This window comes from Streptomyces sp. NPDC059003 (assembly GCF_042740445.1).
Classification (GTDB): Bacteria; Actinomycetota; Actinomycetes; order Streptomycetales; family Streptomycetaceae; genus Streptomyces.
In genome coordinates this window covers 69,420-89,359 of sequence record NZ_JBHYJH010000007.1, presented here as the reverse complement: position 1 = coordinate 89,359, position 19,940 = coordinate 69,420, and the positions used below count along the sequence as shown (strand labels likewise).

At 74.4% G+C, this 19,940-nt stretch carries 11 protein-coding genes; 10 read left to right on the top strand and 1 reads right to left on the bottom strand.

Features of this window, described 5'->3' with window-relative positions:
* Positions 1-23 precede the first annotated feature (23 nt).
* From ACFWZ5_RS06145 to ACFWZ5_RS06130, 4 genes are all read left to right on the top strand, one after another.
* Positions 24-1,805: a condensation domain-containing protein gene (locus ACFWZ5_RS06145; RefSeq protein ID WP_384788890.1), complete on the top strand. Its 1,782-nt coding sequence runs from the start codon at positions 24-26 to the stop codon at positions 1,803-1,805.
* A complete protein-coding gene (locus tag ACFWZ5_RS06140; protein ID WP_384788887.1) occupies positions 1,802-5,011 on the top strand; it encodes an amino acid adenylation domain-containing protein in 3,210 nt (1,069 codons plus the stop codon). Before ACFWZ5_RS06145 ends, ACFWZ5_RS06140 begins: the two co-directional genes overlap by 4 nt.
* 49 nt (positions 5,012-5,060) lie before the next feature.
* Positions 5,061-12,707, top strand: coding sequence for an amino acid adenylation domain-containing protein (locus ACFWZ5_RS06135; protein WP_384788884.1), 7,647 nt, complete (start codon positions 5,061-5,063; stop codon positions 12,705-12,707).
* Positions 12,708-12,785: 78 nt separating this feature from the next.
* Positions 12,786-13,016 (top strand): MbtH family protein, encoded by a 231-nt coding sequence (locus ACFWZ5_RS06130; RefSeq protein WP_384788881.1) that lies wholly within the window; start codon positions 12,786-12,788, stop codon positions 13,014-13,016.
* 7 nt (positions 13,017-13,023) lie between these two features.
* Here the strand turns inward: ACFWZ5_RS06130 and ACFWZ5_RS06125 are convergent, their stop codons facing one another.
* The gene (locus ACFWZ5_RS06125) at positions 13,024-14,016 is read right to left on the bottom strand and encodes a 3-oxoacyl-[acyl-carrier-protein] synthase III C-terminal domain-containing protein (protein WP_384788878.1); all 993 of its coding nucleotides are present in this window, start codon (positions 14,014-14,016) and stop codon (positions 13,024-13,026) included.
* Between the two features lie 87 nt (positions 14,017-14,103).
* On the opposite strand from ACFWZ5_RS06125, the gene ACFWZ5_RS06120 reads away from it, so the two are divergent.
* From ACFWZ5_RS06120 to ACFWZ5_RS06095, 6 genes are all read left to right on the top strand, one after another.
* Positions 14,104-15,483 (top strand): MFS transporter, encoded by a 1,380-nt coding sequence (locus tag ACFWZ5_RS06120; protein WP_384788875.1) that lies wholly within the window; start codon positions 14,104-14,106, stop codon positions 15,481-15,483.
* Positions 15,480-16,391, top strand: coding sequence for a thioesterase II family protein (locus ACFWZ5_RS06115; RefSeq protein WP_384788872.1), 912 nt, complete (start codon positions 15,480-15,482; stop codon positions 16,389-16,391). The genes ACFWZ5_RS06120 and ACFWZ5_RS06115 overlap by 4 nt, the downstream gene beginning before the upstream one ends.
* Entirely contained in the window at positions 16,388-17,257 is an 870-nt protein-coding gene (locus tag ACFWZ5_RS06110; protein WP_384788870.1) for a 3-hydroxyacyl-CoA dehydrogenase family protein, read from the top strand. Before ACFWZ5_RS06115 ends, ACFWZ5_RS06110 begins: the two co-directional genes overlap by 4 nt.
* 99 nt (positions 17,258-17,356) lie before the next feature.
* Complete coding sequence (locus tag ACFWZ5_RS06105; RefSeq protein WP_384788867.1) at positions 17,357-17,632, top strand: phosphopantetheine-binding protein; 276 nt, start codon at positions 17,357-17,359, stop codon at positions 17,630-17,632.
* An 8-nt stretch (positions 17,633-17,640) separates the two neighbouring features.
* The gene (locus ACFWZ5_RS06100; RefSeq protein ID WP_384788864.1) at positions 17,641-18,828 is read left to right on the top strand and encodes an acyl-CoA dehydrogenase family protein; all 1,188 of its coding nucleotides are present in this window, start codon (positions 17,641-17,643) and stop codon (positions 18,826-18,828) included.
* 20 nt (positions 18,829-18,848) lie between these two features.
* Positions 18,849-19,940 carry an HAD-IIIC family phosphatase gene (locus tag ACFWZ5_RS06095; protein WP_384788862.1) on the top strand — a complete coding sequence of 364 codons (1,092 nt, stop codon included), beginning with the start codon at positions 18,849-18,851 and terminating at the stop codon, positions 19,938-19,940.

Sequence of the window (19,940 nt, the reverse complement as noted above, 5' to 3'; positions counted from 1 at the left end):
CGACCACCTGGGGAGCACACACGATGTCCGGTCTCCAACGCCCCTCCCCGCAGGAGGAGTGGATGTGGATCATCGAGCGGAGCGGGCTCGCCACGTCCGTCTACACCATCGAGTCCGCGCTGCTCCTGCACGGCCCGCTGGACCTCGCGGCGGCCCGCGCCGCCCTCACCCGGATCGTCGCCCGCCACGACGCGCTGCGCAGCCGCTTCCCGGAGGGCCCCGACGGCCACCCGGTGCGGATCGTCACCGACGACCCCGAAGCCGCCCTGGACTTCGCGGTGACCGACGTGCCGCGGGACGGCCTGGTGGCGCGGGCGCGCGAGCTGGCCGCGGAGCCGTTCGACGTGCGGCAGGGGCCGCTGGTGCGGGTGCGGGTCCTGCGGGCCGGTGAGCGCGAGCACCTGCTCCTTCTCGCCGTGCACCACATGGTGTTCGACGGCTGGTCGGAGGCGCTGCTGTGGCGCGAGTTCGGCGCGCTGTACGACGCCGGGGCCGCCGGGCGCGACGCCGGGCTCGACGCACCTCCGCCGCGGTACGCCGACTTCGCCGAGCGGCAGCGCGCACGGCTCGCCGACGGCGTGCCCCACGAGCTGGTCGCGTACTGGCGTGCCCGGCTCGACGGCGCCCCGGTCCTCGACCTGCCCGCCGACCGGGCCAGGCTCCCCGTGCAGCGGCACCGCGGCCACGAGCACCGCTTCACCGTGCCCGGCGAACTGGCGGGTGCGCTACGGACGTTGGCGCGCAAGGAGCGCACGACCCCGTTCTGCGTCGTGTACGCCGCGTACCACGCGCTGCTCGTGCGGTACGCCCGCCAGGGCGACGTCTGCGTGGGCGTCCCGCTCAGCCATCGCACCCTGCCCGGCAGCGAGGGCGTCGTCGGCCTCTTCCTCAACACGGTGGTGCTGCGTCCGCGCGCCGACGACGACCCGTCGTTCCGCGACCTCGTCGGGCGGGTGCGCGGCGAGTTCCTCGACGCCGTCGACCACGCCGAACTGCCCTTCTCCCGGCTCGTGGAGGAGCTGGCGCCCGCGCGGGACCTGGGCCGCAACCCGCTGTTCCAGGCGATGTTCACCATGGCGGTCCGCGAACCGGTCCCCGAGCTCACCGGGCTGCGCGCGGAGCGCGTGCGGCTGCCCGTCGGCACCTCCTTCATGGACGTCAGCGCCGAGGTCCACGACGACGGCGACACCCTTGAGGTGTTCGTGTGCCTGGACGCCGACCTGTTCGACCACGACACGGGCGCCGCGCTGGCCGCCGACTTCGCCCGGCTCCTCGGCGTCGTGGCGGACCGGCCCGACCTGCCGCTGTCGCGCACGCCCGCGCCGACGGCGGGCGCCTGGCAGCGCGGCACGGCGGCGAGCGCGCCGTCGGTGTCCGTCTCGGCGGCCGCCTTGGATGTGTCGGAGGCGAGGGCCCCGGCGGCCGATGACGGCACGCCCGCCGACCCGGCCCTCGCCGCCACCCTGACCGAGATCTGGTCGGACGCCTTCGGCGCGCCCCTGACCGGCCGCGAGGACTTCTTCCGGCTCGGCGGCACGTCCCTGCTCGCCGTCCGGATCGCGTCCGGCATCCAGGCCCGCGGCCTCGGCACGGTCGTCGTGCGCGACGTCTTCGAGACCCGCACCGCCCACGCGCTCGCCGCGCGTCTCACCGCCCGGCCCGCGACCGGAGGCGTCCCGGCCGCACCCACCCGCATCGCCCGGCGCCGCCGCGCCGCGCTCGACCTGCCCGCGCCCGAGCCGCCCGGGTCCGCCGGGTCTGCCGGGTCTGCCGGGTCCGCCGGATCTTCTGGAGGAGTGAAATGACCCCGCACGAACGGCAGTTCATCGAGCTCCCCGCCTCCGCCGCCCAGCGCGGCCTGTGGCTGATCGAACAGCTCGGGGAGCCGTCCGCCACGTACACCATGCACCCCGCCGTACGCGTCGAAGGCCCCTTCGACCCGGGCGTGGCCCGGCGGGCGTTCGAGGAGCTCGTGCGCCGCCACGAGACCCTGCGCACCTCCTTCTCCTGGCGCGACGGCGAGCTCACCCAGCTCGTCGAGGACCTCGGCCCCGGCGACCCGGTCACGCTCGACTTCGAGGTGCTCGACACGGCGTCGGACGACCTGGTCGCGCGGGCCGAGGAGCTGGCCGGGGTGCCGTTCGACGTGCTGCGCGGGCCACTGGTGCGGGTGCGGATCCTGCGGTCCGGCGCGCACGAGCACCTGGTCCTGGTGGTCGTGCACCACATGGTGTTCGACGGCTGGTCGGAGGGGGTGCTGTGGCGGGAGTTCGCCGCGCTCTACGACGCCGCGGCGGCGGGGCGGGACGCCGGCCTGCCCGAACTGCCGTTGCAGTACGCGGACTTCGCGGACTGGCAGCGGCAGCGGCTCGACGGCGGCGTACAGGCGGAGCTCGCCGCGTACTGGCGCGACCGGCTCGCGGACGCCGGGGTGCTCGAACTGCCCACGGACCGCGCGCGGCCCGCCGTGCAGGGCCACCGGGGCCTGGAGCACCGCTTCACCGTGCCCGCCGACGTGACGGCCGCGCTGCGGGAGTTCGCGCGCGCCGAGCACACCACGCTGTTCTCCGTCGTGTACGCCGCGTACCACGCGCTCCTCGTGCGGTACGCGCGCCGCGACGACCTCTGTGTCGGCGTGCCGTTCGGCAATCGCGCGCTGCCGCAACTCGAAGGCGTCATCGGCCTGTTCGTGAACCACGCGGTCTTCCGCGTCGACTCCGGCGACGACCCGGCGTTCCGCGACCTGGTGGCGCGGGTGCGGGCGCAGGTCCTCGACGCCGTGGACCGCGTCGAGCTGCCGTTCTCGCGGCTCGTCGAGGAGCTGGCGCCCGAGCGCGACCTGAGCCGCAACCCGCTGTTCCAGACGGTGTTCTCGCTGGAGGAGCGCCCCACGGACGGCGTCGCCCTCGACGGCGCCCGGCTCACCCACGTCGACCTGCACCTGGGCATCTCCAAGTTCGACGTGGCCCTGGTCCTGTTCGACGAGGGCGAGGCGGGCGGCGAGGGCGTGGGGCTCTCCGGATTCCTTGAGTACGACGCGGACCTGTTCGACCCGCCCGTCATGGCCGCGCTCGCCGAGCAGTACGTCCACCTCCTGAAGGCCGCGGCCCGGGAGCCCGGCACCCGCCTCTCGGCCCTCGACCCGGTCCCGCCGGACGAGCGGCGGCGCCACCTCACCCTGTGGAACGACACCGCACGGGACTTCCCGCGCCGCGCCACGACCGCCGAGCTCTTCGCGGAGCAGGTCCGCGCCGCACCCGACGCGCCCGCGGTCCTCACCGCCGACGGCACGCTCACCTACCGTGCGCTCGACGAGCGCGCCGACCGGCTCGCCCGCCGCCTGCGCGCCCTCGGCGTCGGCCCGGAGACCCCCGTCGGCATCTGCCTCGAACGGTCCGTGGACCTGCTCGTCGCCGTGCTCGCCACCCTCAAGGCCCAGGGCGCCTATCTGCCCCTCACGCGCTCGCACCCGGCCGACCGGCTCGTGTTCTGCGTACGGGACGCGGGCGCGCGCGTCGTCCTGACCGCCGCGCACCTCGCCGAGCGGTTCGCGGACGTGGCGGTGCCCGTGGTGCGCGTCGACGCGGACGAGCCGGAGACCCCGGACGCGGAGCCGGCCGAGCCCCTGCCGACGGGCGACGCCGAGAACCTCGCGTACATCATCTACACCTCGGGCTCCACCGGCGTGCCCAAGGGCATCGGCGTCTCCCACCGCGCCCTTGCCCGCCTGGTGAAGGGCGCCGACTACGCCGAACTCGGCCCCGGCGAAGTGCATCTGCAGCTGTCGCCGCTGTCGTTCGACGCCTCGCTGCTCGAAGTGTGGGGTCCGCTCCTGAACGGCGGCGCGGTCGCGCTGCCGCAGCCCGACCTGCCGTTCCCCGACGTGCTGCGGGACGCGCTCAAGCGCTACCCGGTCACGACGCTGCTGCTGATCTCGCCGCAGCTGCACGTCGCGGCCGACGAGTTCCCGGACGAGCTCAGCGGCGTGCGGCAGCTGCTCGTCGGCGGCGACGTGCTGTCCCCGCGCCACGCGCACCGGCTCCTGCCGTACCTGGACGGGGACCGGTTCGTGCACGTCTACGGCCCCACCGAGTGCACCCTGTTCGCGACCGCGCGACAGCTCACCGCCGTCGACCCGGCGCGCGCCACCGTCCCCATCGGCACGCCCATCGCCAACACCCGCGCCTACGTCATGGACGAGTCGTTCCGCCTGGTGCCCGTCGGCGCGCCCGGCGAGCTGTGGCTCGGCGGCGACGGGCTCGCCCGCGGCTACCACGGCAGGCCCGCCCTGACCGCCGAGCACTTCGTGCCCGACCCGTTCGGGCCGCACGGCGGGCGCCTCTACCGCACCGGCGACCTCGTGCGGCGGCTGCCGGACGGCGGCATCGAGTTCGTCGGACGCATCGACGGCCAGGTCAAGGTCCGCGGCTACCGCATCGAGACCGGCGAGGTCGAGACCGTCCTGACCAGCCATCCAGGTGTGCGCGAGGCCGCCGTGACCGTGCGGGACGACGCGCCCGGCGGCCGCGCGCTCGTCGCCCACCTCGTCCCCGACGACGGTCCTTCGGCGTCCGACGACGACCTGCGGGCCCTGCTGCGCGGCGCGCTGCCCGAGTACATGGTCCCGGCCGCCTTCGTGCGCCTCGACACGATGCCGCTCACCGTGAACGGCAAGGTCGACCGCGCGCGCCTGCCGGCGCCGCGGTACGGGGAGCCGGAGGGCGACGCGGGCGCCGGCACGGTCGGGCCCACCTCCACCGAGGGCGTCGTCCGGGACATCTGGCACGAGGTCCTCGGCGTGCCCGGCGTCGCGCGCGACGTCCGGTTCTTCGACGTCGGCGGCAACTCCCTGCTGCTCGCCGCCCTCTTCGACCGGATCCACCAGCTGTTCCCGGCAGCCGACCTGTCCCTGGTCGACCTCTTCGAGCACACGACGATCGCCGACATCGCGGCCGAGATCGAGCGCCGCGCACCCACGGGCACGGAGGCGGAGCCGAGCCTGGACCTCTGACGCGCACGGCCCCGCCGCCCCCACCCCGTACGGAAGGAGCCCCACCGCGATGTCCTCCCCGCAGGCCGCGTCCCCCAGCGCGTCCCCGGCCGCGCCCTTCGCGCCCGTCGCCGTCATCGGCATGGCCGTACGCCTCCCCGACGCCGACACCGTCGAGGAACTCCACGAGCTGCTGCGCAAGGGCCACGACGGCGTCGGCCCGGTCCCTGCGGGACGCCTCGCGCTCGCCGGGCTCGACCCGGACGGCCGCTATCCGCAGATGGCGACCCTGACGGGCATCGACGAGTTCGACCGCGAGTTCTTCGGCATCACGCCCGCCGAGGCCGAGGCGATGGACCCGCACCAGCGCCTCACCCTGCAGCTGGCGTGGGCGGCCGTCGAGAACGCCGGATACGGCCTCGCCGAACTCCGCGCGCGCCGCTGCGGCCTCTTCCTCAGCGCCCCGCGCCCCGAGTACGCCCGGCTCGTCGGCGAGGACGACCTGCTCACCATGCTCGGCACGGCCTCACCGGCGCTCGCCGGGCGGATCGCGCACACGCTCGGCTTCGGCGGGCCGGTCGCGGGGCTCGACACCGGCTGCTCCAGCTCGCTCGTCGCGCTGCACTACGCGTGCCGCGAGCTGGCGCACGGCTCGGTGGGCGTGGCCGTCGCCGGGGGCCTGAGCCTGCACATCGTGCCCCTCGAACAGCGCGAGGCCGAGGCGTTCCCGGAGGTCATGGCCGCGGGCGGGCGCTGCCGTGCCTTCGACGCGGCGGCCGCGGGCACCTGCCAGGGTGAGGGCGGCGGCCTGCTCGTCCTCAAGCTCCTCGACCGGGCGCTCGCCGACGGCGACACCGTCCACGCCGTCATCCGCGGCATCGGCGTCAACCACAACGGCGGCCGCTCCACGGGCCTTTCGGCACCCGGACCCGCCGCGCAGGCCGAGGTCATCGGGGACGCCTGGCGCTCCGCCGGGCTCGACCCGCGCCGGATGAGCGTCCTGGAGGGCCACGGCTCGGGCACCCGGCTCGGCGACATGATCGAACTGGAGGCGGCACAGCGGGTGCTGAGCGCCGCGGGCGCGCCACGGCACGCCTGCGCCCTCGGCTCGGTGAAGACCAACCTCGGCCACCTCGACCACGCCGCGGGCATCGCCGGGCTCATCAAGGCGATCCTGAGCGTCCGCTTCCGTACGCTCTACCCGTCGCTGCACTTCGAACAGCCGAACCCGCAACTGGCCGCTCACGGCGAGCCGTTGTACGTCAACACCGCCGCGCGCGAGTGGCGGGGCCCGGACGGGGCCACGATGCTGGCAGGGGTGAGCTCGTTCAGCCTCACCGGCACCAATGTCCACGTCGTGGTGGAGGAGCCGCCACGCACGCAGCCGCCACGCGCGGCGTCTGTTGTGTCGGTCGCTGCCGCCCGGCCCGATCTGGCCACCGTCTCCGCGAAGTCGCCCGCCGCCCTCGCCCGCCGCCTGTCGGCGCTCGCCGACCTCTCGCCGAAGGTGCACGCCGGTGAACTGCCGCTGCCGGACGCCCTGTTCGTGCTGAACTCGGGCCGCGCCGACCACGCCTACCGCGTCGCCTTCCCCGTACCGGACGCCGATGCCCTCGACGACGGCCTGCGGCGGGCGCGCGACGGGCTGGCCGCGGGCACGCGCGCGGCGACCGCGACCCCGCCCCACCGCGTCGCCCTGGTCATCGGCGACCCCGGTGACGCGGTCCAGGGCGCCCCTTCGCTCGGGGACACGTACCCGGCGTACCAAAGGGCCTGGGAGGAGTGCGGCGGCGACGCTCCGGCCGCCTTCCGGCACGCCTACGCCACCGCCGTGCTCCTGCGCTCCCTCGGCCTCGCGGCCGGACCGGTGCTCGGCGTGGGCCGCGGCCGCTCCCTCGCCCGGGCCGTGCGCGGCGAACTCCCGCCCGCCGAAGCCCTCGCGGAGGCCGCCGCGACCCCGCCCGCCGACCCGTCCGGCACCGACGGCAAGGCCCGTGCCGTCATCGCCCGGCTCACCGGCGAGGAACCCACCCGGTTCTGCGTACTCGGCGACGCGGGCGCCGCCTTCCAGGGCGAAGGCCACCACCCGTGGACGGCCCACGACGCCGACGCCGTCGTACGGAACGCGGCGGCGCTGTACGAGGCCGGGGCCGCCGTCGACTGGGAGGCCTGGTACGAGGGCGTGCCGCGGCGCCGCGTGGAGCTGCCCACGTACCCGTTCGCGCGGACCCGCTGCTGGCCGCAGGTGCGGGCCGCCGCCCGTCCCGCACCGGAGGCCGACGGCACGGCGGAACCGGCGGCCGCCCCCGGCACCACCCGGCGCGACGCCGAGCGCGAGGTGGCCGCGATCTGGGAGTCCGTCCTGAAGATCCCCGGCATCGACAGCGACGCCGACTACTTCGAGCTCGGCGGCAACTCCGTCCTCGGCCTCGCCGTCCTCAGCCGCATCAACGAACGCTTCGGCGTGCGGCTGCCGCTGACGGCCCTGTACGAGCACAACACCGTGGCCGCGCTCGCCGCGGCGGCCCACGCCGGCGCCGCACGTCCCGTGCCCTCCGACGGCGGGATCCCGCGCGCCGCCCGCCAGGAGCCGTATCTGCCGAGCCACGGCCAGGAGTCCCTGTGGTTCCTCGACCAGCTCATGCCGGGCCTGCCGCTCTACAACGTCCCCGTCGACCTGCACCTGCGCGGCACCCTCGACGAGCGGGCGATCCGGACCGCGCTCGCCGCCCTGGAACGGCGCCACCAGGTGCTGCGCACGCACTACGTGGACGTGGCGGGTGAGCCGCGCATCGCGCTGCGGCCCGTCAGCGAGGACGACCTCGACGTCGTCGACCTGACGCGTCTTGCCGATCCGGACGAGCGGTTCGCGGAGGCCACCCGGCGCCTGCGCGCGCGGGCCGTCGAGCCGATGGACCTGGCGAACGGCCCGCTGTTCCGCAAGCTCCTCGTGCGGCTCGCCCCCGACGACCACATCCTGCTCCTCGTCGCCCACCACTCGGTGTACGACGGCTGGACCCCGGCCGTCCTGGACCGCGACCTGTGGGAGCTGTACACCGCCGCGCTCCTCGGCCGCACCCCCGACCTGCCCGAACTCCCCGCGAGCTACCTGGACTTCGCCCTGTGGCAGCGCGACCGGCTCAGCGGCGCGCGGCGCGGCGAACTCCTGCGCTACTGGCGCGGACAGCTCGCGGGCTCCGTACCCACCGAACTGCCCGGCGGCAAGCCGCGCCCCGCACAGCCCTCGGGCCGGGGCGCGCACCACTACTTCACGATTCCGGCCGCGCTGATGGCCCGCCTCCGCTCGCTCAGCTCGACCGCCCGCTGCACGCTGTTCACGACGATGCTCACGTCGCTCAAGACCCTGCTCGCCCGCTACAGCGGCCGGGACGACATCGTCGTCGGCACCACCACGGCCGGGCGCGGCAGCCCCGACGTCCTCGAGCTCATCGGCTACTTCAACAACGCCGTGCCGCTGCGCACCGACCTCGGCGGCGACCCCACGTTCCTGGAGGCCCTGGCCCGGGTCCGGGAGACGGTGATCGGCGCCCTCGACCACGACGAGCTGCCGTTCGCGATGCTCGTGGAGGACCTGAAGGTCCCGCGCGACCGCTCCCGCCACCCGCTGTTCCAGATCGCCTACGTCCACCAGAACCTGCCGGAGAACGCCCGTGACATCGGCCCCGGCCTGGAGTACCACCCGGACCGCGAGGAGATGTTCGCGGGCCTGCCGCCCGGCATCGCCAAGTGGGATCTGCTCGTGGCCGTGTGGGAGTACGACGGCAGGGCCGAGCTGCCCGCGGTGCTCGAATACAGCGTGGACCTCTTCGACGAGGAGGAGATCGCCCGGCTCGCCGACTGCTTCCTGACGCTCCTCGAAGCGGTCGCGGCGGACCCCGGGCGGCGGCTCTCCGGAATTCCGGTGGTGGGCGGCGCCCTGCGGCGTGAGCTGCTCGCGGGGTCCGCCGCGGTGGGCGCGCCGCGGACGGTCGTGCCGGAGCTGTTCGCCGGGGTCCCGCGCGACGAGGTGGGGCGGGTGGCGGCCGCGCTGCGCGCTGCGGGGGTGCGCCCGGGGGACACGGTCGCCGGGCTCGCCGGTGGCCGGGACGCCGTCGTCGCGCTGCTCGCCGTCCTGTCCGTGGGCGCGGTGTACGCGCCGTGCGAGCTTGCCGCGTCGTACGCGGAGCAGGCGGTGGCGCTGGAGCGGGGTGGCGCGGTGCTGCTGGTCGCGGGGGAGGGGGCACCGGCGGCGCTGCCGTGGCCCGGGGAGGTGCTTGCGCTGGGGGCGGGTGCGCGGTCGCGGGGTACGGGGGGTGTGGCCGCCGCCGAGGTGGAGCCGACGGGGCCTGCCGTCGTGGTGGAGCCGACGGGTCCTGCCGTCGTGGTGGAGACCGCGGGTGGGCGGCTTGTGCTCGATCATCGGGCGGTGGCGTGCGCCGTGTCCGGTGCCGCGCCCGATGTCGCGTTCGCCGCGGCGTCCGCGGGCGGTTCGCTCGGCGGGTTCCTCGCGGACGCGGCGCGCTGCGGTGGTGCGCCCGCCGAGGGTTCCGCGTCCGGCTGGACGCGGCTCGGCCCGCCCGCGCCCGGCACCACGCGGTACGTCCTGGACGGCGCGCTCGAACCCCTGCCGCCGGGCGTGCCGGGCGAGTTGTACGTGGGCGGGGCGCTGGTCGGCGTCGGGTACGCGGAGCGCGGCGGCGACACGGCACGGGACTTCCCGCCCGATCCCTTCGGCCCGGAGCCGGGGGCGCGCCTTCGGCGTACGGGGGAGCGGGCGCGGGTGGCGTCCGGCGGCGGGATCGAGGTGTGGCGGGCGCCCGCCGACGGCGCACCGCGCGGGCACGACGAGGCGTCCGGCGCGACGGGCGGGCGTCCGGCGAACCTCGTCGAAGCGTCCCTGATGGACATCTGGGCGGACGTACTCGGCCGAGAGGTCGGCCGCCACGAGGACTTCTTCGCCATCGGCGGCCACTCGCTCCTGGTGATGCGGATCCTCAGCGAGGTCCGCAGGCGGCACGGCGTCCGGCTCCCGGTGAGCGTGATGTTCGACCACCGGACGGTGCGGGAGTTGGGCGCGCGGGTGGGCGGCGGGGTCGCTGGGGGTGGGCCGGTCCCGGCGGTGGTGCTCGTCCAGGGGCGCGGCGACGGCCCGCCCGTGTTCTGCCTGGCCCGTGCCGAGGCCGCGCCGCTCGCCCACCACGACTTCGTACGGCGCCTCGTCGGGCGGGCCCCGGTGTACGCGGTGGTCGCCGGGACGGCCGCGGACGCGGTGGCGGCCCTGAGGGGCGTACGGCCGGACGGACCGTACCACCTGATCGGCTTCGCGGACGACGCGGGTGACGCCGCGCTCGCGGAGGGCGTGGCCCGTCAACTCGCCGAGCAGGGTGCGGAGGTGACGCTGCACGGTCCGCTCACCGGTGCCGACGACGACGTCCTCGCCGCGCTGCCGGGGGCCGCCGCCTCGGACGCCGCGGCGGCCCCGGAGGCGGCTCCAGCCCCCGCCCCCGCCGACGGCCCGCGCGCCGAACTCCTGCCGGACCGCGCCGCCCCCGACGAGCCGACCGGCGCGACGACGGTACGGCCCTACCGCCTCGCGCCCGGGACGACCGCGCTCCTGCGGCGCCCCTCCGACCGGGCGGACGTCCCCGTGGCCGGAGTCCTCGCGAGCGTGGCGGCGCTGCTCGCCCGGCTCACCGGCGAGCCCGAGGTGACGGTCGGCCTGCGGCACGCCGGGGAGGACGACTGCCGCGCCGTCCGCGTCGACACCGGGGGCGGCATCGGCGCCGCCGAGCTGATCGACCGGGCGGAGACGGCGCTGGGCGCGGCACGGCTCCTGCCCGCTCAGGCGTCCGCCCCGGCCGGGGGCTCCACGTCAGTCGGTGGCCCGGCCTGGCGGAATCCCCGCTTCTCCGTTGCCGTCGAAGTCGGTGACGGCGTGGCCGCCGCGGGTGGGCTCGACACCCCGTACGGGCGGCTCGACGCGCTGTGGCGGGTGCGCGCGGGGGACGACGGGCCGCGCGGTGCCGTGCTGTTCGACGCCGACCGGTTCCGGCCGCGTACCGCCAAACGTCTGGTGGAGCGGTGGCGGACGCTGCTCGACGCGGCCGCGCGGTCCGGTGACACCCCGCTCGGCGACCTGCCGCTGATGGACGACGCCGAACGCCGCACGCTGGTGCACGACCACAACGACACGGCGCGCGACCGCGACCAGGACGCCACGCTGGCCACGCTCGTCCAGGACCGGGCCCGCCAGGTCCCGGACCGCACCGCCGTGGTCCTCGGCGAGCAGCGGCTGAGCTACCGGGACCTCGACACGTACGCGCGACGGCTCGCGCTGCGGCTCCGCGAGCGCGGGGCCGGACCCGAGACCGTCGTCGGCGTGTGCGCCGAGCGCTCGGCGGAGCTCGTCGTGGCGCTGCTCGGCGTGCTGTACGCGGGCGCCGCGTATCTGCCCCTGGACCCCGAACACCCGGCGCGGCGGCTGGAGTTCATGGTCTCGGACAGCGGCGCGCGGCTCGTCGTGGACGGCCCGGGAGCGGTCCCCGCCGACTCCATGGCGGACGTCCCGCATCTGTCGGTGTCGCTCGCGGACCTCGGCCCCACGCCGGGCGACGACGCACCGCTGCCCGCCGGGCCCCACCCCGACAACCCCGCGTACGTCATGTACACCTCGGGCTCGACGGGGACGCCCAAGGGCGTGGTCGTCCCGCACCGAGGCGTTGTGAACCGAATCCTGTGGGGGCAGGAGACCGACCCGCTCGACGGCGACGACCGCGTCCTGCAGAAGACGCCGTTCAGCTTCGACGTGTCCGTGCCGGAGCTCTTCTCGCCGCTGGCCTTCGGGGCGACGCTGGTCCTCGCCGAGCCTGGCGGGCACCGCGACCCCTTCCACATCGCGGACGTGATCGAGCGGCACGCGGTCACGGACGTGCACTTCGTGCCGTCGATGCTGCGCGAGTTCCTCGCGGCGGCAGGGCCCGGCGCGCTGCGCGGCGTGCGGCGCCTCGCGTGCAGCGGCGAGGCGCTGCCGCAGGACCTGCGGGCGGCGGCGGTGGCGGCCACCTCGGCGCGCCTGCTGAACCTGTACGGGCCGACCGAGGCGTCCATCGAGGTCAGCGCCTGGGACTGCCGCAAGGACAGCCCCTGCCCGAGCGTGCCGATCGGCGTGCCGATCGCCAACGCGCGCCTGTACGTCCTGGACGAGCGGATGCGGCCCTGCCCCCTCGGCGTCCCCGGCGAGCTCTATCTGGCCGGACCCGGGCTCGCCCGCGGCTATGTGCGGAGCCCGGGCCTGACCGCGCGGCGGTTCGTGCCGTCGCCGTTCGGCCCGCCCGGTGAGCGCCTCTACCGGTCGGGCGACCGGTGCCGGGTCGTCGAGGGCGGGGCCGTCGAGTACCTGGGCCGGGTCGACGACCAGGTGAAGCTGCGGGGCCTGCGCATCGAGCCCGGCGAGATCGAAGCCCTGCTCACCGAGCACCCCGCGGTGCGCGGCGCGGCGGTCACCGTCACGGAGGCGCGCGCCGGGGACCAGCGTCTGGTGGCCCACCTCGTGGGCGAGCGGGGCCAGGACACCGAGGACGAGCTGCGGGCCCTGCTCGCCGAGCGGCTGCCCGCCCACATGCTGCCGGGCGGCTACGTCTGGCGCGGCCGCCTCCCGCTCACCGCGAGCGGAAAGCTGGACCGCAGGGCGCTCGCGACACCGGAGGACACGCGGTGATCACGACATCCCGCAACGGCACGGACACGACACCCGGCAACGGCACGGATACGACAACCAGCGGAGGAGACACGGGACATGACGGACAACACCGACGGACCCGAGTACACCGACGGACCTCAGTACGTCGTCGTCCTCAACGACGAGGAGCAGTACTCGATCTGGCCCGCCGACCGCGAGGTCCCCGCCGGATGGCGGAAGGACGGCTTCGCGGGGCCCAAGGACGCATGCCTCGCCCATGTCGACGAGGTGTGGACGGACATGCGCCCGCTGAGCCTGCGGCGGCGGATGGACGAGGCCGCGGGCTGACCCGCTGTCAGGAGGGGGCGGGCAGCGGCTCGGTGACCTCGATGAGCATCGTGCTCCACGCCGCGACCGGCGCGTTGTTGAGCACCAGGACGAGGTCGCCGGGCAGGAACTCCTTCTCCTCCACACCCGTCCGCAGGTTCAGCGCGATGTCCGTCGAGCCCAGATGGCCGTACTCGCGGAGGTTGCGGCGGCAGGTGTCGGCGATGGAGATGTCGAAGGCCTGCTCGTAGAAGTCGAAGGCGCCCGAGGAGATGTTCTGCATGACGAAATGGTCGACGTCCTCCAGGGATTTCCCCTGGCGGGCGAGCAACTCGTCGATGAGGCGCGCGAAACGCTTCTTGCTCTCCACGGCGAGGGAGAAGGAGTATCGCCTGATGTCGGCGCACACCTCCTGCCAGGAATCGTAAGGACGGCCCACATAGTCGACCTGGAACAGGTCCCAGTATTCGCCGTTGGTCTCCAGGGCCAGGTCGAGAATCCTCAGCGGCCCTTCGCGTGAGAGGTAGAGAGCCATGGCTCCGTCACCGTTGACCGTGACCGGCCTGCGGAAGCGGCGCGGTCCCGGCGGCCTGCTGCCGTGCGCGAGCAGCACGCCGGGCAGCCCCGGATCGGCGGCGAGCAGCCCACGCGCCACCATCAGGGCCGCCGACACCGAGACGCAGCCGAGCTCCGAAACCCCCAGCGCCATCCCGCCCTTGAGGCCGATGTCGCGCTGCACGCGGGTGGCGTCCGACGCCATGAGCAGCTCCGGGAACCGGCCGCCGACGAGGATGAACGCACCCGGCTCGGGGAGCAGCCCGCGGTGCGTTTCGAGCAGCCGGCCCGCGGCGCGCGCCGCGAGGTCCGTCGCCGACGCCTCGCCCGCGTCGCGCACTGCCGCCACGCCGAGCGATGTGATCAACTGGCGGTCCGCGTCGGTCAGTTCGCCGAGCTCGTCGAGTTCGGTGACGGGGATCCGCTTCTCGGGCAGCAGTGTGCAGATTCCGGAAATAGCAGCCATCGGCACCTTCTTTCGTTATGTGTGCCCAGTGTCGCACGGGCGCATCGACAGGGGCCAGATACGAGTCCAGATGCGAGTTGGGAAGAAATGACCCATAACGAAGCCGAGACCCATGACGAGGCCGACGAGGGAATCCCGCGGAATTCCGTGCGGGATTCTTCGGGGTTCTTCGGCGACCTCGGCCCGAACTACAAGCGGCTGTGGTCGGCGACGGTCATCTCCGACCTGGGCGACGGACTGCGCCTGACGGCCCTTCCGCTGCTCGCCGCGTCCATCACGGACAACCCCATGCTGGTGGCGGGGGTCGTCGTCGCGTCGGGCCTGCCCTGGCTGCTGCTCTCGCTCATCGGCGGCGCGCTCGTCGACCGCGTCAACCGCAAGACCGTGATGGTCCGCGTGCAGCTCGTGCGCGCCGCCGTGGTGGGCGGCTTCACCGTGTGGGCGGCGTTCGGGACGCCGCCGATCGTCGCCCTGTACGTCCTCGTGTTCACCCTGACGTCGTGCGAGGTGCTGTTCTCGGCCGCGTCGCCGAGCATGCTGCCGAGCCTGGTCCCCAAGGACCGCCTTCCGCTGGCGAACGCCCGCCTGTTCGGCGCCACCATCATGGCCAAGGAGATGATCGGCCCGCCCCTCGGCGGCTTCCTGGTCGCCGTCGCCTTCGCCGCGCCGTTCGCGGTGGACGCGGTCAGCTACGCGGTCGGAGCGGTGCTCCTGGTGGGCCTGGTGGGGGACTTCAGGCCGGACGCGGACGGGTCGTCGGACGGGGTGGCAGCGGAGGCGGGGGCAGCGACACGGGGGGACGCGCAGACGGAGGCGGCGACGCAGGAGAAAGAGTCCATCTGGGCCTCCGCCGCCCAGGGCCTGCGCTGGGTCTGGGAGAACGAGTTCGTCCGCACCCTTGTCCTCGCCTTCGGCGTGGCCAATCTGTCGCGCGCCATGACCACGTCCATCTTCGTGCTGTTTGCCGGTGAGCTGCTCGACGTCGAGGGCTGGGCGTACGGCGTGCTGTGGAGCACCGCGGCCGTCGGCGCCGTCCTGTGCAGCCTGCTCATCTCCCGGCTCCGCGCGGTCGTCGACGACGCGAAGCTGGTCGTCGGCGCGATGCTCCTGCACGGCGTCGGCACGACCGGGATCGGTCTCTCGCACGACCCCTATGTCGCGGGCGCGGCTAGCGCCGCCTTCGGGTTCGCCGCGATGCTGTCGAACGTCGTGGGGATCTCGGCGCAGCAGAAGGTGATCCCCAACGCCCTGATGGGCCGAGTGATGAGCGTGGACCAACTGGTCACGTGGGGCACGATCCCGCTCGGCGGCCTCCTCGGCGGCGCGCTCGCCGGAGGGTTCGGGCTGCGCACGCCGATCGTCGTCGGCGGGCTCCTCATGGTCGCCACCAGCCTGCTCATCAGCCGTCCCCTCTACCGGGCGATGACCGACCTGGCGGCAACGGACGCGGAGAGCAGGACATCATGAGCGACACCACGGGCCTTACCCGCACGACGACCACGGCGAGTACGGCGAGCAGGACAGGTACGACCGCCACCGGCACGACCACCGGCACGGCCCCTCGGTGGATCACCGGGCGGCTCGCCGCGGGCGACCCGGACGAGCCCAAGGTGCGGCTGCTGTGCTTCCCGCAGGCGGGCGGCGCGGCCGGCGCCTTCTCGGTGTGGCGGCCGCACCTGCCCGCGGGCCTGGAGATGGCCCCGGTCGAACTGCCGGGCCGCGGCACCCGCCGCACCGAGCCGCTCCCCGACGACCTGGACGCCCTGGCCGAGACGCTCGTCACGGCGCTCGCCGACGAGTTCGACGGGCCGTACGCGCTGTTCGGGCACAGCTTCGGCGGCCTCCTCGCGTACGAACTCGCCCTGCGCATCGCCCGGAACGGCATCGCGCCACCGCGCGCCGTGCTCGTCTCCTCGGCCCGCGCACCCCACAGGACCACCCGGACCGAGCCGGTCCACGAGCGCGACGACGCGGGCCTGCTCGACTGGCTGCGCGCCACCGGCGGCATGCCGGAGGGCCTTCTCAGGCACACCGCGTACGTCCGGTCGGTCCTCGACGCCGTACGCGCCGATCTGACCCTCGGCGCGCGGCACGAGCGCGCGGAGCCGGTGCCGCTCGACGGTCCGCTGTACGCCTTCGGCGGCACCGACGACACCGTCGTACCGCCCGACGAACTGCACGACTGGGAGGGCTGCGCCGCCTCCGGCGTCGTCATCACGCTCTACCCGGGCGACCACTTCTATCTCTACACGGACCCCGGCCGGCTCCTCGCGGACATCGCCGCCGTGCTCGGAACCGGAGACCGGACGGACCGGAAGGACCAGAAGGACCAGCCGGAACAGACGGAACAGACGGAGGGGAAGGCTCAGAAATGACCATCAAGACGGTGGCGGTCGTGGGGGCGGGGACCATCGGGCGCGGCGTCGCGCAGAGCCTGGCCGCGACGGACCACCACGTCGTCCTCGTGGACACCGCCGACGACGTCCTGGACGCCGCGCTGCGGAGCGTACGCCGCGACCTGCGCATGGCCAGGCTGCTCGGCGGACCGCGCGACGCGGACCGCCCCGACGACGCGGCGGTGCTCGCCCGCATCGAGCCGACCACCGACTACCAGCGCCTGGCCGCCGCCGACTTCGTCGTCGAGAACACCACCGAGGACTGGGACGTCAAGAGCGAGGTGTACGCGCTCATCGACACGATCTGCGCGCCCGGCACCACCGTCGCCGCGAACACCTCCTGCATCCCCGTGACCCGGCTCGCGAGCCGCACGGGCCGCCCCGGCGACGTACTCGGCATGCACTTCATGAACCCCGTACCGCTCAAGCCCGTCGTCGAGATGATCCGCGGCGAGCACACCACCGACGCCACCATCCAGCGGGCCCGGACGCTGCTCGCGCAGATGGGCAAGGAGGGCATCCTCGTCGACGACTCGCCGGGATTCGTCTCCAACCGGGTCCTGATGCTCGCCGTCAACGAGGCCGCGTTCCTCGTGCAGGAGCGCGTCGCCGAGCCCGCCGAGATCGACCGGATCTTCACGTCCTGCTTCGGACACAGCATGGGCATGCTCGCGACCGCCGACCTGATCGGCCTGGACACCGTGCTGCGCAGCATCGAGATGCTCCACGACTCCTTCGGCGACAGCAAGTACCGCCCGTGCCCGCTGCTGCGGCGCATGGTCGACGCCGGACACCTGGGCCGCAAGAGCGGCCGTGGCTTCTTCACGTACGCGACGCCGGCCTGACCCCCCACCCGGCCCGTCCCCCGAACCTTCGGCGACTTCAGCGACTTCAGCGACTTCAGCGACTTCATTGACTTCATTGACTTCAGTGAGAGGACAACGATGAGCGTGCCCGTGACACCGGAGCGGATCCGCGAGCGGACCAGGGAGTACCTGCGGACCTCGCTGGCCCGCACCATCGCCGACGACGAGGACATCTTCGCCGCGGGACTCGTCAACTCGCTGTTCGCGGCGCAGCTCGTGCTGTTCGTCGAGGACGGCTTCGGCATCACCGTGGAGAACGACGAGCTGGAGATCGCGCACTTCAGCTCGGTCGACGCCGTCACGGCGTTCGTGACCCGCAAGACGTCGGCGGTGACCGCGCCGCCGGAGAGCTGAGCCGCGGCGTGCGACTCACCCTCACCGACCCACAGCGCCGACTCCACCGCGAGGTAAGGGCGTTCGCCGACGACGCGGTGGCGCCGCTGGCCGCCCGGCACGACACCGAGGAGCGCGTCGACCGCGCCCTGATCGACCAGCTGGCCGCCGCCGGATACCTGGCGTCCCTGCTGCCCGCCGAGCACGGCGGACGCGCCCTCGACCCGGTCGCGTACGGCCTGCTGCACGAGGAGCTCGGCCGGGCCTGCTCCGCCACGCGCAGCCTGCTCACCGTGCACGACATGGTCGCCGACACCGTGCTGCGGCGCGGCAGCGCCGAACAGCGCGCCCGGTGGCTGCCGGAGCTCGCCGCGGGCCGGGCGATCGGCGCGTTCGCGCTGAGCGAGCCGGACGCGGGCAGCGACGCGGCGGCCGTCGCCACCACCGCCGAGCGCGACGGCGACGCCTACCTCCTCACCGGAGTGAAGCGCTGGATCAGCTTCGGTCAACTCGCCGATGTGTTCCTGGTCTTCGCCCGCCTGCCCGAGGGGCCCACCGCGTTCCTCGTCGAGCGCGCCGCGCCCGGCCTGACCGTCGAGCCGCTGCACGGCATGCTCGGCACCCGCGGCGCCATGCTCGCCGAACTGCGCCTGGAGTCCTGCCGGATCCCCGGCCACCACCTGGTCGGCGGGCCGGGGCGCGCCCACCCCTTCCTCACCACGTCCGCGCTGACCCTGGGCCGCTACAGCGTGGCCTGCGGCAGCATCGGCATCGTCCAGGCCTGCCTGGACGCGGCCGGAGCGCACGCACAGGCCCGCGAGCTGATCCAGCACCAGCTGGTGCAGCGACTGCTCGCCCGCATGACGGTCAGCGCGGAGGCCGGACGGCTCCTCGCGCTGCGCGCGGGCGAACTGCTCGGCGCGGCCAGCCCGCACGCGCCCATGGCCGCGACGCAGGCCAAGTACTTCGCGTCCACCGCGGCGGCCGACGCGGCCCGCGACGCCGTCCAGATCCTGGGCGCGCGGGGCTGCGCGCCGGACCACCCCGTGGGCCGTTACTACCGGGACGCGAAAGTCATGGAGATCATCGAGGGCGGCACCGAGGTCAGCGAGTCGACGATCGGCCGCTTCGGCCGCGGCAGCGGGCTGCTCGACACCGCGGGAACACCTGGACCGAGAGCAGGAACACCTGGACCGAGAGGGGAGAGGCCGTCATGAGCAGCGGGGGAGAGGCTTCGATGAGCAGCGAGTACGCCGACGGGGAGCGACCGGTGCCGGCCGCGGCCCCGCGGCCGCAGGTGAAGTGCGTCGTCTGGGACCTGGACAACACCCTGTGGCACGGCATCCTCCTGGAGGACGGCGACGCCATCGCGCCGCGCGAGGACATCGCGGAGGCCGTCCGCGCCCTGGACGCACGCGGCATCCTCCAGTCCGTGGCCAGCCGCAACGACGAGGAGGCCGCGCTCGCCGCCCTGGAGAAGGCGGGCCTGCGGGAGTTCTTCCTCGCCCCGCAGATCGGCTGGCACGCCAAGTCCGGTTCCGTGCGCCGCATCGCCGACGCGCTCAACATCGGCCTTGACACCTTCCTCTTCCTCGACGACGACCCGTTCGAACGCGCCGAGGTGCAGAGCGCCCACCCGGCCGTACGCGTCGCCGAGGCCACCGACGGGCCGACCCTCCTGTCCCGCCCCGACCTCGCCCCGGCTGCGGTGACCGCCGACGGCGCGCGCCGTCGGCTGATGTACCAGGCGGAGCAGCGGCGGTCCGCCGCCGAGCGGGACTTCACCGGCGCCCCCGAGGAGTTCCTCGCCACCCTCGGCATGCGCCTGACCGTGCGCCGCGCGGGCCCCGGCGACCTGGCCCGCGCCGAGGAACTGACGGTCCGCACCCACCAGTTGAACGCCACCGGCTACACCTACGACCACGACGAGCTCGACGCCTTCCGCACCTCGCCCGAGCACACCCTCCTGGTGGCCGAGCTCACCGACCGCTTCGGCGCGTACGGCACGATCGGCCTCGTCCTCCTGGAGAACGGTCCGGACACCTGGACGCTCAAGCTCCTCCTCGCCTCGTGCCGCGTCATGTCGCGGGGGATCGGCGGCATCCTGCTGCACCACCTCATCGAGCGCTCCCGGGCCCAAGGCGTCCGGCTCGTCGGCGAGTTCGTGCCCACCGCCCGCAACCGGCCGATGCTGGTCGCCTACCGCTTCGCGGGCTTCACGGTCGTGTCGGAGCCGGACTCGGAGGGAAGCGGCCTGCTGCTCCTGGAGCACCGCGGCGACACCGTGCCCGCCGTGCCCGGACACCTCGACCTGGTCTCGGAGCTGTAG